General features: G+C 71.4%; 12 protein-coding genes and 1 pseudogene. 7 read left to right on the top strand and 6 right to left on the bottom strand.

The window, feature by feature from the left end; all coding sequences use genetic code 11:
• Positions 1 to 307 precede the first annotated feature (307 nt).
• Positions 308 to 784 carry a Dps family protein gene (locus ACZ7BZ_RS36660; RefSeq protein WP_465747958.1) on the top strand — a complete coding sequence of 159 codons (477 nt, stop codon included), beginning with the start codon at positions 308 to 310 and terminating at the stop codon, positions 782 to 784.
• 442 nt (positions 785 to 1,226) lie between these two features.
• On the opposite strand, the gene ACZ7BZ_RS36655 is transcribed toward ACZ7BZ_RS36660, so the two are convergent.
• The gene (locus ACZ7BZ_RS36655; RefSeq protein WP_470362141.1) at positions 1,227 to 2,714 is read right to left on the bottom strand and encodes an MFS transporter; all 1,488 of its coding nucleotides are present in this window, start codon (positions 2,712 to 2,714) and stop codon (positions 1,227 to 1,229) included.
• A gap of 171 nt (positions 2,715 to 2,885) precedes the next feature.
• Here ACZ7BZ_RS36655 and ACZ7BZ_RS36650 point away from each other — a divergent pair, with 171 nt between their 5' ends.
• Positions 2,886 to 3,074 (top strand): hypothetical protein, encoded by a 189-nt coding sequence (locus tag ACZ7BZ_RS36650; RefSeq protein ID WP_470362140.1) that lies wholly within the window; start codon positions 2,886 to 2,888, stop codon positions 3,072 to 3,074.
• Between the two features lie 434 nt (positions 3,075 to 3,508).
• On the opposite strand, the pseudogene ACZ7BZ_RS36645 reads toward ACZ7BZ_RS36650, so the two are convergent.
• The 3 genes and pseudogenes from ACZ7BZ_RS36645 to ACZ7BZ_RS36635 form a co-directional block, all read right to left on the bottom strand.
• A pseudogene (locus tag ACZ7BZ_RS36645) lies at positions 3,509 to 4,003 on the bottom strand (DUF5709 domain-containing protein).
• A 58-nt stretch (positions 4,004 to 4,061) separates the two neighbouring features.
• Complete coding sequence (locus tag ACZ7BZ_RS36640; RefSeq protein ID WP_470362139.1) at positions 4,062 to 4,277, bottom strand: hypothetical protein; 216 nt, start codon at positions 4,275 to 4,277, stop codon at positions 4,062 to 4,064.
• 1,099 nt (positions 4,278 to 5,376) lie between these two features.
• Positions 5,377 to 5,682: a hypothetical protein gene (locus ACZ7BZ_RS36635; RefSeq protein WP_470362138.1), complete on the bottom strand. Its 306-nt coding sequence runs from the start codon at positions 5,680 to 5,682 to the stop codon at positions 5,377 to 5,379.
• 514 nt (positions 5,683 to 6,196) lie between these two features.
• On the opposite strand from ACZ7BZ_RS36635, the gene ACZ7BZ_RS36630 reads away from it, so the two are divergent.
• Both ACZ7BZ_RS36630 and ACZ7BZ_RS36625 read left to right on the top strand, forming a co-directional pair.
• Complete coding sequence (locus ACZ7BZ_RS36630) at positions 6,197 to 7,408, top strand: YncE family protein (protein WP_470362137.1); 1,212 nt, start codon at positions 6,197 to 6,199, stop codon at positions 7,406 to 7,408.
• 21 nt (positions 7,409 to 7,429) lie between these two features.
• The gene (locus ACZ7BZ_RS36625) at positions 7,430 to 8,560 is read left to right on the top strand and encodes an RsbRD N-terminal domain-containing protein (protein ID WP_470362136.1); all 1,131 of its coding nucleotides are present in this window, start codon (positions 7,430 to 7,432) and stop codon (positions 8,558 to 8,560) included.
• Positions 8,561 to 8,733: 173 nt separating this feature from the next.
• On the opposite strand, the gene ACZ7BZ_RS36620 is transcribed toward ACZ7BZ_RS36625, so the two are convergent.
• Positions 8,734 to 9,030: a DUF4436 family protein gene (locus ACZ7BZ_RS36620; protein WP_470362135.1), complete on the bottom strand. Its 297-nt coding sequence runs from the start codon at positions 9,028 to 9,030 to the stop codon at positions 8,734 to 8,736.
• Positions 9,031 to 9,220: 190 nt separating this feature from the next.
• Here ACZ7BZ_RS36620 and ACZ7BZ_RS36615 point away from each other — a divergent pair, with 190 nt between their 5' ends.
• The gene (locus ACZ7BZ_RS36615) at positions 9,221 to 10,627 is read left to right on the top strand and encodes a flavin monoamine oxidase family protein (RefSeq protein WP_470362134.1); all 1,407 of its coding nucleotides are present in this window, start codon (positions 9,221 to 9,223) and stop codon (positions 10,625 to 10,627) included.
• A 123-nt stretch (positions 10,628 to 10,750) separates the two neighbouring features.
• On the opposite strand, the gene ACZ7BZ_RS36610 is transcribed toward ACZ7BZ_RS36615, so the two are convergent.
• Positions 10,751 to 10,894, bottom strand: a complete 144-nt coding sequence (locus tag ACZ7BZ_RS36610; RefSeq protein ID WP_470362133.1) for a hypothetical protein — start codon at positions 10,892 to 10,894, stop codon at positions 10,751 to 10,753.
• Between ACZ7BZ_RS36610 and ACZ7BZ_RS36605 the strand changes: the two genes are divergently transcribed.
• Both ACZ7BZ_RS36605 and ACZ7BZ_RS36600 read left to right on the top strand, forming a co-directional pair.
• Positions 10,872 to 12,230 carry an APC family permease gene (locus ACZ7BZ_RS36605; protein ID WP_470362132.1) on the top strand — a complete coding sequence of 453 codons (1,359 nt, stop codon included), beginning with the start codon at positions 10,872 to 10,874 and terminating at the stop codon, positions 12,228 to 12,230. The two genes, ACZ7BZ_RS36610 and ACZ7BZ_RS36605, sit on opposite strands and share 23 nt — an antisense overlap.
• Before the next feature lie 325 nt (positions 12,231 to 12,555).
• Positions 12,556 to 12,732, top strand: coding sequence for a hypothetical protein (locus ACZ7BZ_RS36600; RefSeq protein WP_470362131.1), 177 nt, complete (start codon positions 12,556 to 12,558; stop codon positions 12,730 to 12,732).
• Positions 12,733 to 12,847 lie beyond the last annotated feature (115 nt).

Below are 12,847 nucleotides of genomic sequence, written 5' to 3'. Positions count from 1 at the left end.
CGCGGCGGCCCCTGGGGAGGCGGGGCAATCCGGGCGGGACCGCCGCTCGCGCCCGTCTACCCCGCCCGCCGGGGCGCATGCACACGCCGGGCCGCAGCCGGGCACCGGCGGGCCGGGTGGTTTCCGTGCCCCCAGCGGGGGAAGCCGCTGACCGGCCGGTCGTCGGTGCCCGTCCTGGACGCCTCGGGGGGCTTTCCCTTCGCGTGCGGGCACGGTGGCTTCCACCGAGACCGGAGCACCGGGCGGCGAACGCCATCACCGTACGGAGGCCGGACGACGGCTCCCCGACCTTGGAAGGAATTCAGCAATGGGCATGGTCATCAGCAGCCCCCTGCCGGACAACGAACGCAAGACGACCGGGGAAGCTCTTCAGGGCGCCCTGGTCGACCTGCTGGACCTCTCCCTGGTGGCCAAGCAGGCGCACTGGAACCTCTACGGGCCCCGGTTCCGCTCCGTCCACCTGCAACTGGACGAAGTGGTCACCACCGCACGCGACTTCGCCGACGAGGTCGCCGAGCGCGCCGCGGCGATCGGGGTCAGCCCCGACGGGCGGGCCGCGACGATCGCCGCCTCCAGCGGCCTGCCCGGGTTCCCCGAGGGCTGGATCGCCGACGAGGCGGTGATCGAGCACCTGGTGAAGGCGTTCGGGGCCGTCATCGAGCGGATGCGGACGCGGATCGACGAGACGGAGAAGGCGGACCCCGTCACCCAGGACCTGCTGATCGGACTCACCGCCGCGCTGGAGAAGCACAGTTGGATGTTCCAGGCGGAGAGCCGGGGTTGACGCGTGCAGGCCCTGCGCGGCTGAGCGACGGGCCGAGGACTGCGACTGCTCCCGGCGCAACCCCTGACTGCCGGATCCCTGACGCCCGCCCGGTCTTGCCGCCGGGCGGGCGTCGGCCGGCGCTCGCCGCGGCTCGTGGCAGTCGGGTCGTGCCGGGCGCCCGGCCTCGATGCCCGTACCTCGCGGAACGAGAGCACGGGCGACGCCGGTCCCGGCGCGTGGACGTGGCGCGGCCCCAGGAGGACACCGGTGTGATCGCCCAGTCGACCGGTCCAGCACCGCGCCGACGAACCGGGCCGGCGCCCGGTCCAGGACCGGGCGCCCTCCGCCTCGCGGTGCCAGGCCGTCTCGCCAGGCGCCCGGCCGGATCCGGCCCGGCCACCGGCACGACCTACATCGACTGGTCCAGCAGCCCGGTGAACGCGTCGAAACCGGTCATCCCTCATCCCTCCGTCCGGACGGCGCTCAGCGGCGCGGCCAGCGACTCCAGGCTGCGCCGCTCCGCCTTCACGCCGATCGCGGCCTCGACCAGGCCGGCGGCGGTCATGAGGCCGGCGCCGATGCAGAAGGCCAGGGTGGTGTCGGAGACCTCGCCGCTGCTGACGAGGCCGTTGAAGAGCAGCGGACCGCTGATGCCGCCGACCGCCGTGCCGACGGCGTAGAAGAAGGCGATGCACAGCGCCCTGGTCTCCAGCGGGAAGATCTCGCTGACCGTCAGGTACGCGGAACTCGCGCCCGCCGAGGCGAGGAACAGCACGGCCGTCCAACAGCCGGTCAGGGTGGTCGCGGAGAGCGAGCCGCGCTGGAACAGGACGGCCGCGGCGAAGAGCAGGACGCCGGAGCCGATGTAGGTGCCGGCGATCATCGGCTTGCGGCCGATCGAGTCGAAGAGGTGGCCCAGCAGCAGCGGGCCGAGGAAGTTGCCGACCGCGATCACCGCGAAGTAGTAGCCGGTGTCTCCCTCGGGAACGGCGAAGTAGGTGGTCAGGATGGTCGCGTAGCCGAAGGTCACCGCGTTGTAGAGGAACGCCTGTCCGACGAACAGCGCGAAGCCCAGCGCGGTGCGGCGCGGATAGCGTGAGACCACGGTGCGGGCGATGGTGACGAAGCCCAGCGCTCCGCGTCGGCGGATCCTGATGGGCGCTTCCTCGACGGGCGGCAGGCAGGCGCCGGTCTGCCGCTCCACCGTCCGCTCGGCCTCGGCCACGATCCGCTCGGCCTCCCCGGCCCGTCCGTGGGTGAACAGCCAGCGCGGACTCTCCGGGACGTGCCGCCGGACCAGCAGGATGACCAGGCCCAGCACCACGCCGATGCCGAAGGCGAGCCGCCAGCCGGTGCCGGTGGCGAAGAGCGAGGTGTCGAGCAGGGCGATCGACGCGAAGGCGCCGAAGGCGGCTCCGGCCCAGAAGCTGCCGTTGATGACCAGGTCGATCCGCCCGCGCACCCGGGCGGGGATCAGCTCGTCGATGGCGGAGTTGATCGCCGCGTACTCGCCGCCGATGCCGAAGCCGGTGAAGAAGCGGCAGAGGAAGAAGAACCAGGCCGTCCAGGAGAAGGCGGTGACGGCGGTCGCGGCGAGGTAGACGGCGAGGGTGAGCATGAACAGCTTCTTGCGGCCGAGCCGGTCGGTCAGCCAGCCGAAGAACAGCGCACCGCTGCAGGCGCCCGCCACGTAGACGGCGGCGGCGACCGTGGTCACCTGGGCGGTGCTGATGGCGATGCCGCTGCCGTGCTGGGCCAGGCGTCCGGCCATGTTGCCGACGATCGTCACCTCCAGGCCGTCGAGGATCCAGACGGTGCCCAGACCGATCACGATCCGCCAGTGCCAGCGTGACCAGGGCAGTCGGTCGAGACGGGCGGGGACATCGGTGGTGATCTCGCCGGGTTCCGCTTCCCGGGTGCGTGCGGACGGCTTCACCGGGTCGGCCATGGGGGACCTCCTCGTCCTCGGGTCGGTGATCGTTCCGCGTCTGCCCGGTTCTGCGCGGCCGTCCTGCGCCCGTCGGAGTTCCTCGACGCGGCAGGCTGGCACGCCGCCCGGCACGGAGCCGCGGGCCGTCTCTACGATCCCCTCTCCGACCGGATGCTTCCTGCCCGCGAGGTGACCGCGGGCCTCCTCGCACATCTCTCCGAGCAACTGGAGGAGAGCGGCGTCCGCTACCTCGTCACCCGCCTGCTGGATCGGCTCCACGCCGCCGGCAACGGAGCCGTCCGGCAACGCCGCGAACTCCGGCGCCATGCGCGCCGCGGTTTGATCGGGGCGATCGCCGACCAGACGACGGCGACCTGACGACGGCGACCTGACGACGCGGGGCGCTACCGGTGAGACCGTGTCCGCGTCAGCGGCGTCGGGAGGAGGAACGCGGGGTATCCGGGGACGCCGCGCACAGTGAGGAACTCCAGCGCGAAGAACAAGGCCCGCCAAGCACCGGCACGCTCACGGCCCGCAGGAGCCGGACACATCCGGTTGAGAAGGTCCGGCCCCGGCGGGCCCGGGCCGCAAGCCCCACGTTCACCCGTACTGCGCGCTGTCGCCGGCCCTCGCACTCGGTAGTCACGTGTTCTCACCGCACAGTAGAAGCCGTTCAGGAAGACGGTGCACAGCGGCTACGGCCCGGTCATTCGTTCGGAGCCATCGCAGTGTGGTCACGTACGGTTCGGTCTCAGGCCTGGTTCCCGGACGCCGACGCTGTCCGGGCGGACCCGATCGCGGCCGCACCGGCGCTACCGGGTGGTGTCGTCCTCCTCGTCCGGGATGACGTGCACCGCGGCCTCTTCGGCCCCCGCGGCGCCGCCGTCGATGCCGGCGTCGGAGGCGACGAGGTCCTTCTCCGTGTCGGGCCGCGCGCCCTCGTCGGGGGCCACCAGCCGTCCGGCGCGGCGCGTGCCCGCGGCCGACGGGTCGAGAGGCTCGCCCTCTCCGTCGGGCAGGTCACCGATCCCGTCGCCCTCGGCGGGCAGGACGTCGGGCTCCTCCTAGGCGAGGCGCTGGTCCAGCGTCTCGCCGTCCCGCTGCTCGGCGGCCGTCACCCCGACCTTGCCGACGCCCAGCGGCCTCTCCGGCGGCGAGTAGCCCTCGTCGAGCAGGTCGTCGTAGTCGCGCTCGTCGACCGCGTCGTCCAGGTCCAGGGGCGCCGCGTCCGCCTGCTCCTCCATGTCCCCGGTCGGCTGGTAGACGTCGTCACCCATGCCTTCGCCGCCCACGGTTTCGTCGCTCATGTCCCCACGCCTCTCCGGTCTTCGCCATCCCCTGCCGCTCCGCGCGCGTTGGACGTCCTCAGCTTTCGGTCGGCCGTTCGTCCTCCTCCTCGGGGCTCTGCCCGGCGGTCTCCTGTGGGTCGAGGCGCCGGCTCCTGCCCGGCTCGGCAGTGGTGGCGTCGCCCTCCTCGCCGGTGTCCGGCTCCCCGTCGCCACCGGGCGGGTGGATCGGGTGCTTCTGGTCGGTGTCGTCGAGCGGAACACCACCGGCTCCGCCCTGCGGGACGTCCTCCACGGCTCCTCCTCGTCCTCCAGGGGCCCGAGCGGCCCCGGACCGCGCCCCAGCGCGTCCCCGCCCGCACCCGGCGAACCCCCGGGACCGGCTACGGCTTGCCGCAGGGCCCGTCGTCGCCCTGCGGAGCCGGACAGGTACTTCCCGTCGAGCCGGACGTGCCCGGGGCGGCCGGCAGCCGCAGGCGGGCAGCCCGATTCCATGGGGAGAGGTGATCTCCCTGGACACCGGGAGGGTGAACGTGCCCTGCCCCGTGCCCATGCTGCGCCCAGGGCAGGCCCCGGGAGGGTGGAGGGGGGCGTGATCGGACCGTCAGGTCCAGGCGCCCCGGCAGGGGCGGCGCCGGCGGCAGCGGCGCGGTCGGTGCGGTGATGACGGTCATGGTTTCGGCTCCTCGTTTCTCGGTCCCGCCCATGAAGGCGGCTACCCGCTCCCGGAGCCCTCACGCCCGGTCCGCCTGCGGGCCGACGGGCCCGATGGATCGCCGTGGCACGCTGAAGGCCCGGCCCGTGCCCGGAGATCAAGGACCTGTCATCTTCGGGCTGGAGTTGCCTGGCCCCGGACGTTCCGGTGGCGCGCCGGCACCCCCAGCATGGCCGCCTCACGCGGGAGGACACCGAGCCCGTTCGCCATCATGTGCACGTGGTGGAACAGCAGGTGTCAGGCGTACGCGGGATCCCGGCCGCCGCCTGACCGGCGATGAAGGCTTGCTGGTGTCGTGGGTTGAGTTCACGGACTCGCTGCTGCTGGTGTCCGCTCGCAGTTTGTTGTTGCTGGCCTTGGTCCAGGCAGGTTCCCAGCAGCCGGCGTCGAAGTTGCCGGTGGTGGTGAAGAGGGAGTGGTCGGATCCGATGATCTTCAGGCCGACGATGGTGCCGCGGGCGACGGCCGTGATGTCCTCGACATCGGTGGCATTGCCGGGGATCTCGTCCCGACAGGTCCAGCTCCCGTCGGGCAGGGGAGCGAGGGAACGGAACGGAACGCGGAAAGAGCGGCGACGTACCTGGTCAGCGCGCGAGCTGCCGGTGGCCTGGTAGGGCCATGCCGCCCTGGCGGCGCGAGGCGGCTGGCTTGCGCCGGACGGCGGGTCAGGGAGCGGCGGTCAGTGCTCCTCGTCCGGGTAGCCCCAGGTGATGAAGGCCTCGGCGTCCGGGACGACCTCGGCCACGGCGGCGGCGAAGGAGGTCTCGAAGTGTGGCTGCCAGCGCCCGAATCCGCTGATGATGATCGGGTACCTGGCCTCGCCGGTGACGTAGTGCACGCCGTTGTCGACGACCGGGCCGTAGCTGATCTGGTCCTCGAAACCCTCGTCGCGCAGCAGGTCGCCGACGGACGCGGAGACCGCTTCGGCCTGCGCGGCGTCGGCGAGCCTGGAGACGGTGAAGTGAAGATCGATGTTGACGGACATGCCCGCAGGCTACCGGCTCTCGCCGACAGCCCCGAGGGAGGGCCGGGGCGGAGCTCCCGGTCAGAGCTCCGGGGCCAGCCGCTGCCACCGGGATCCTGATGCCTTCCTGCCTCGCCGGGCCGGGCGGTCATCGCTGGAGTTCCCGGGCGAGTGCCAGGACGACTCCGACCGGCAGCGCGAACATGCCGACCAGGACACGGTTGCGCAGGACGGAACCCGGCCGGGGGCGAGCACCCAGGGATCGCGCGGCCTCGGACGGCACCCCATCCGCAGCGGGACCACCGCGCTGTCAGTCAGCAACAGCGACTCCGCCCGTTGCCGGGCGAGTACAGGGCGGACGTGACGGGACCGCGGCCCCCGTCGGCAGGTCCTGCCGACGGCAGCCCGGTTGTCCCCGGCGGCCAGTGCGGCGGGGGAACGTTGGCGGCCACGGCCATCGCCCGACCCGTCCGGGGCGCACCAGACTTGGCCCACTCGGGACAGCCCCGGGGACCGGCGACGAGGGGAACGATTCATGGCTGCACAGCGGTTGAGAGTACGTTCGGCGGGTTCCGCGATGGTGCTGCTCGCGCTGGCCTGTCCGACGGCGGCGCGCGCCGCGGACGGCCCGGGCACCGGGCTGCGGGACGTCGTGGTGGTCGGCAACAGCCAGTCCGGCACGGTGTCGTTCCTGGACGCCGCCACCTTCGCCGGCCTCGGCACCTTCGACGCCATACCCGACCTGCAGCAGCGCCTGGCCGAGATGGACCCGGTCCAGGCCGTCGGCTACGCGATCGTCAAGCAGGTCGAGGGCGGCGACCGGTTCATCGACGACGTCGCGCTCTCCCCGGACGGCCGCACGCTGTACGTCTCGCGCGGCAACCTCGACGACACCGTCGCCTATGACCTGGCCAGCCACCGGCAGCTGTGGCGCACCCGGCTGGACGGCTTCCACGCCGACCACGCCGCACTGTCGCCGGACGGGACCCGCTGGGTGGTCTCGGCCACCACGGCGGGCGAGGCCGAGGTGCTCGACACCGCGACCGGTGCCGTGGTCGGCACCTTCCCGACCGGCACGTACCCGCATCAGAACGACTTCACCCCGGACGGCAAGTACATCTACAACTCCAGCATCGGCGTGGTCTCCATGCCGCAGGCCCTCGAATTCCTCAAGGGCGGCTTCCAGTTGACCAAGGTGGACGCCGCCAGCCTGAAGGTGGTCAAGACCTGGACCTTCCCGCACGGCATCCGCCCCAACGCGCTGGCCGCCGACGGCACCACGTTCTACGCCCAGGAGTCCTACCTCAACGGCTTCGTCCGCTACGACCTGAACAGCTCGCAGACCACCGCGACCGTCACCATGCCGTACAGCGCGTCAGGCCAGGCCCTCGCCTCCGACGACTACCCGAAGAACTCCGCCCACCACGGCCTCGCGCTCTCCGGCGACCAGAGCAGGCTGTGCGACGTCGGCACGATCGACGACTACACCGCGATCGTCACCACCTCCGGCCTCGGCACCGTCGGCCGGGTCGACTACCCGGTCGGCAGCCTGCCGTACTGGGCCACCACCGGCGGTCCCGGCAACCGGTACTGCTTCGTCTCGCTCAGCCAGGCCGGCCAGGTCTCGGTGGTGGACTACACCACCGCCACCGAAGTCGCCCGAGTGCCGGTCGGACTCTTCCCGCAGCGCGAAAGGGCTGCGAAGGTGGCCGCATCTGTGCTGAACTCCCTGTCCCCGCAGGGATAGTGAGCACGGAAGGCGGCGGCGATGGCGGAGACCGGAGGCCGGGCGGCGCTGCGCCGCGTGCTGGAGCGGATGCGGGCCGACCCGGCCGTCCTGCAGCAGGTGGTGGACGCCGCCAGGGCCGGGTCGCCGCCGGTCGCGGCACTGCCGGAGCAGGAGGTCCGGCGGCACATCGCGACGCTGGTAGCGGTGGTCTCGGGTGCGTTCACCGACGCCGGCAGGCTGACCGATGAGCAGACTCGGCGGGCGGCCCGGCTCGCGGCGGACCGCGCGGCCCAGGGCGTCCCGCTGGACGCGCTGCTGCACGGCTTCCGGGCCGCCCGCACCGAGGCCTTCCGAGGCATCGCGGCCCAGCTCCAGGACACCGCGGTGCCGCTGCCGGAGTTCCTTGAGCTGCTGGTAGAACTCGACGCGCACACCGCCGAGTTGCAGGACCGGCTGATCTCCGCCTACCACGAGAGCCAGGCGAACCTCGCGGTCGGCGCCCGGGCCACCCGGGTGCTGGCACTGCGCGAACTGCTGCTGCAGGGCGCGGTGGACCAACTGCCTGCGACCGGGCTGGAGCCGGGCGGGCGATATCACTGCCTGGTGGCGGACATCGGCGATCCACGCCGGGCCGAGCTGCTTCCCCCGCCACCGGACGGCATCGCAGGGCTGGTCGAGGGGCACCTGTGCCTGGTGACCGTCCGCCCGCCCGCGCCTCCCGCCACGCCGTTCGAACTCGCTGTCACCGCACCGGCGGTACCGGCCGTCCGACTTCCGGGTGTCTACCGGCTGTGCCGGGCGGCGCTGGCCGCCGCCCGGGCCCGCGGCCTGAGCGGTGCTCGGCGGCTGACCGAATTGGCCGTACCCGTCGCCATCGACGGCGTACCCGAGCTGGGTTCCCTGCTGGCCACCGACCTGCTGGCCCGGCTGGACCCGGCCGACCCGGCACACCGGCCACTCGCGGCGACGGCCCTGGCCTTCCTCGACCGCGGTCGCCGGGTCAACGTGACCGCCCAGGCCCTGCACGTCCACCCGAACACCGTCAAGCACCGCCTGCGCCGCCTCGCAGCCCTCACCACCTTCGGCGCCCCCTGTGCCGCCGACGACCAGCTCGCCGACATGGTCCGCTGGCGCTGGGCCCTGGAGAGCTGGCTGCTCGGCAGCCGGTGAGCGCCGAGTCTCGATGCCCTTCGCCCGACCCGTATTCGGGTCGAGGTCGCGCATCCGGCACGACTGCGCGGCCTTCGCCCGGCGGACCGGTCCCACGAACCCTGGTGCACCGGCGCGACACCGACCGCGCGACTTCGGATTGCGCTTCGGCCATGGCCGATGAGGCCCGGCCGTCACTGGCCGTCGACGGCGGCTTCCCGTTCTCGGCGCTGCTGGGGCTCGGTGCGGATGCCGAACATGACGGTGCAGGCTTCGGGGCGGAGAACGAAGAAGGGGTCGACGTCGGTGAAGGCGACGCCCACAGGCACCGCTGTGCCGCCGCTGGTGGCGGTGAAGCCGGCCTCCGCGCGGTAGCGGTCGAAGGGGTAGTCGGTGGCGGTGCCGCCGTACGTCTCCACGTGGAGCACCTGCGGTGCCGCGGCCTCCCCTTCGGCAGCCGTGATGGTCCTACGGCGGTGACCATGGGACACAAGCGGAGACACTCCGGCTCGCCCGTCGCCAGAGGGGGCCTGTTCCCTCGACCACCGGATGGCCTACCCGCGCGGACACCCGGAGGTACGACTGGCGACCCCGCCCCGGATCGGGACGGCAGGCGCCACCACGGGTTCACCGGCATCCTCGTATTCAGCCCGAATGTGATCACAGACCGCTGGAGCAGCCATGACGATGCGTCGCCGACGCTTCCTGACGACCATGGGGTTGGGCCTGCCCGGTCTCGCCCTGCTCTCCTCCCTGGCCGCCTGTGACAGCGGCGGAGACGGCGGAGCGGAGAACAGCCCGCCGAACTCGTCCGGGCGCCGGAAGGTGATCGTCGTGGGGGCGGGGATCAGCGGTCTTGGGGCAGCCCGGTACCTGGCCGACAAGGGGCAGGACGTCTCGGTGCTCGAAGCGCATGACCGGATCGGCGGGCGGATCTGGACCAGTCGGCAGTGGTCCGGGGTGCCGCTGGACCTGGGCGCATCGTGGATCCACGGTATCGACGGCAATCCGGTCACCGACCTGGCGAAGCAGGCCGGCGCGAGGACGGTGGTGACCGACCCCGAGAGCGCCACCGACTACGCCTCTGACGGCCAGGAGCTTTCCGATGCCCAGGCCCAGGCGCTGCGGCGCTGGCAGCAGGACACCGCGAAGGCGCTGTCGACGTTCCAGGGCGACGACAACCAGGACGCGGCGGTGCGCGAGGTCGTCCAGAACGCGCTGGGACGGTCGAACCTCTCCGATTCCGACAAGGCCCTGGTGTCCTTCGCGCTGAACGACTACGAGCACGAGTACTCGGGCAGCGTCGACCAGATGTCCGGCCTGTACTTCGACGACGACGCCAAGATCAAGGGAAAGGACGTGCTCTTCCCCGACGGCTACGGCGCCGTCACCGACCACCTGGCCAAGGGCCTGCCGGTGCGGACCGGACAGGTGGTCAAGCAGATCGACTGGAACTCCGACGGCGTGACGGTCACCACCGACAAGGGAACCTTCCAGGCCGACCACGTCGTGGTCACGCTGCCGCTGGGCGTCCTGCAAAGTGGGGCGGTCGCGTTCGGCCCCGGCCTGCCGGCAGACAAGCAGGCGGCGATCGGCAAGCTCGGCATGGGTGTGCTCGACAAGTGCTACCTGCGCTTCCCCAAAGTGTTCTGGGCGGACACCGACTGGCTGATGTACGTGCCCGACCTGGGTCACTACGGGCAGTGGGCGCAGTGGATCAACGTCGCCCGTCCCATCGGCCAGCCGGTGCTGCTGGGCTTCAACGCCGCGGACTTCGCCCGCACCATCGAGAGCTGGAGCGACAACCAGATCGTCGACAGCGCCATGGCCACGTTGAAGACGATCTTCGGCAACGACATCCCCGCCCCCACCGAGTACCAGATCACCCGCTGGGCCTCGGACCCCTACGCCCTGGGCTCCTACTCGTTCAACAAACTCGGCTCGACCCCCGACATGCGCGACCAGCTGGCGGCCGCTATCGACGGCCGGGTGCACTTCGCGGGCGAGGCGACCAGTCGCCAGTCCTTCGCCACCGTCCACGGCGCATACCTGTCGGGTGTCCGCGCGGCCAAGGAGATCGCGGGCTGACACCTTCACTGACGGCGACGGCATCTTTCGCAGGGCGTGCCATCTGCGACTCTCCGTGATCGCCGAGGCAGCACAGTTGCCAATGCCAACCGGAGGTGCCCCACCGTGGTTCCGTGGAGATAATCACCCCGCTCGTGGCCCGTCGTCTGCCAGATCAAGGTGAGAAATGCCGCCGAACGTCATTGCTGTGCCCGCAGCAGCCACCTCTGCGGTGCAGTCGTTCTCCCCGCCCAGGAAGGTGCGGATGGCGCCCTTGGTGGCGCTCATCTTCTTCAGCGTCTCCGGCGGGGCCTATGGCATAGAGGGGTTGTTCTCCACCTCCGGGCCCGGTATCGGCCTGCTGCTGCTTCTGGTGACACCGCTCGTCTACAGCGTTCCGCACGCGATGGTCTGCGCCGAACTCGGCACCGCGATTCCGGTCGACGGCGGCTATTACCACTGGGTCCGACGCGGGCTGGGACGCTTCTGGGGTTTCCAGCAGGGCATGCTCAGCTGGCTGGGCGGCTTCGTGGACCTGGCCGTCTACCCGGTCCTGTTCACCGGCTACCTGCAGTCCATGGTCGACGGGGCCGCACCAGGCGAGCACGTGCTGTTCACCGCGGGCCCGCTGCAGTTCGATCTGCACTGGTTCGTCTGCCTCGCGGTCATCACCGCCGCCGTGCTGGTCAACCTGATGGGCACGGCCAGGGTCGGCACCTCCTCGGTCGTGCTCGCGGTCATCTGCCTCACGCCGCTGCTGCTGCTGAGCATCGCCGGCTTCGCGCACCTGCTCGGCGACGCTGCCAGCCCCGTCTCACAGCTCACCAGCCGCCCCGACCAGTCGCTGGGGAACGCCTTCGGCGCCGGGCTCTTCCTCGCCATGTGGAACTACAGCGGTTGGGACGACGTCTCGGCCTTCACCGGCGAGATCGACAGCCCGCGCAAGCACCTGCCGCGGGCACTCGCCGTGTCGGTCGCGGTCATCACCGCCGGCTACCTGCTCCCGGCACTCGCCTCGCTCACGCTCGGGCCGGACGGCCCGGCCGGATGGAGGAACTGGCACAGCGGCTCCTTCTCGGCCGTGGCCGGAGCACTGGCCGGACCATGGCTGCAGACCGCCGTGACGGTCGGCGGCATGCTCGCCTCGGCCGCGATGTTCTCCGCGCTCCTCACCTCCAGCGCCCGCGTGCCGTTCGTCCTGGCCCAGGACGGCTACTTCCCGAACTGGATGGCGAGAAGAACCGCCCGTCGCCAGGTCCCGGCCGTCTCCCTCAGCGGCTCGTCCGCGATCTACGCCCTGTTCTGCCTGAGCAGCTTCGCCAACCTGATCATCGTGGACGTCTTCCTCACCAACATCACACTGCTGCTCGAAGTCGCCGCGCTCATCGCCCTGCGCGTGCGCGAGCCGCACCTGGAACGCCCCTACCGCGTCCCCGGCGGGACCATCGGCCTGTCTCTCGTCGCCCTGAGCCTGACCAGCATCTGCACCTGGGCCGCGTGGCAGCAGTACACGGAGAACGGCACCAAGGCGGTGACCTACTGCCTCATCGCCGTCGGCGCCTGCGCACTGCTCTATGTCCCGATGGCCAGGCGTCGCCGCCGCATCGTGGGCGCCGAGGAATAGCTCCAGGCCACCCCGCCCGACCTCGGGTCCGCGCCGCGCCGCGGGCGCGCTCCGCGTAGCCGCAAAGCCGATTCCGCGAACTGGCATCGCGTCAACCCTTTGGTACGCCCTACTGCACACTGCCCCTGCCTGGCAGGTGATGGCACGCCCCACACTGGGCCGACTCCGTGAACGGCGGAGCCGATCAGTGTGCCGGTAGCCCCCGGGGAACAGCACGGCCTTGTCATTGATCTTGATGCCACTGTCGAAGGACAGCGCCGACATGTCGCTCACACTGCCCGAGTACTCGTGCTCGTAGTCGTTCAGCGCGAAGGAAACCAGGGACTTGTCGTCGTTCGACAGCGACGACCAGTTCAGCGCGCGCTCGACCACACTGCGCACCGGGGCGTCGCTCCGGTCCGGGTTCGAGGTCAACGCTTGTGCCGTAGCGCTGCGCCGGCGCTGGACCGCCGCCTGGGCGGCGGCGTCCGCCGACTGGCCACTGGAGACGTGTTGCGAGTGAAGCACGGCAGGCGGCCGGGGCGGGATGCTCCTATGGCTGTCAAGCCGCAGGGGCGAGGTCGGTTTGAGTGATTTGTGTGGTGGGTGTGCTGGTCAGGGCGCGGTAGACCTCGCGG

It is taken from the genome of Kitasatospora sp. NPDC036934 (assembly GCF_055608425.1).
Note: the sequence above shows the minus strand (reverse complement) of the source record. Positions and strands in the feature narration are given on the sequence as shown.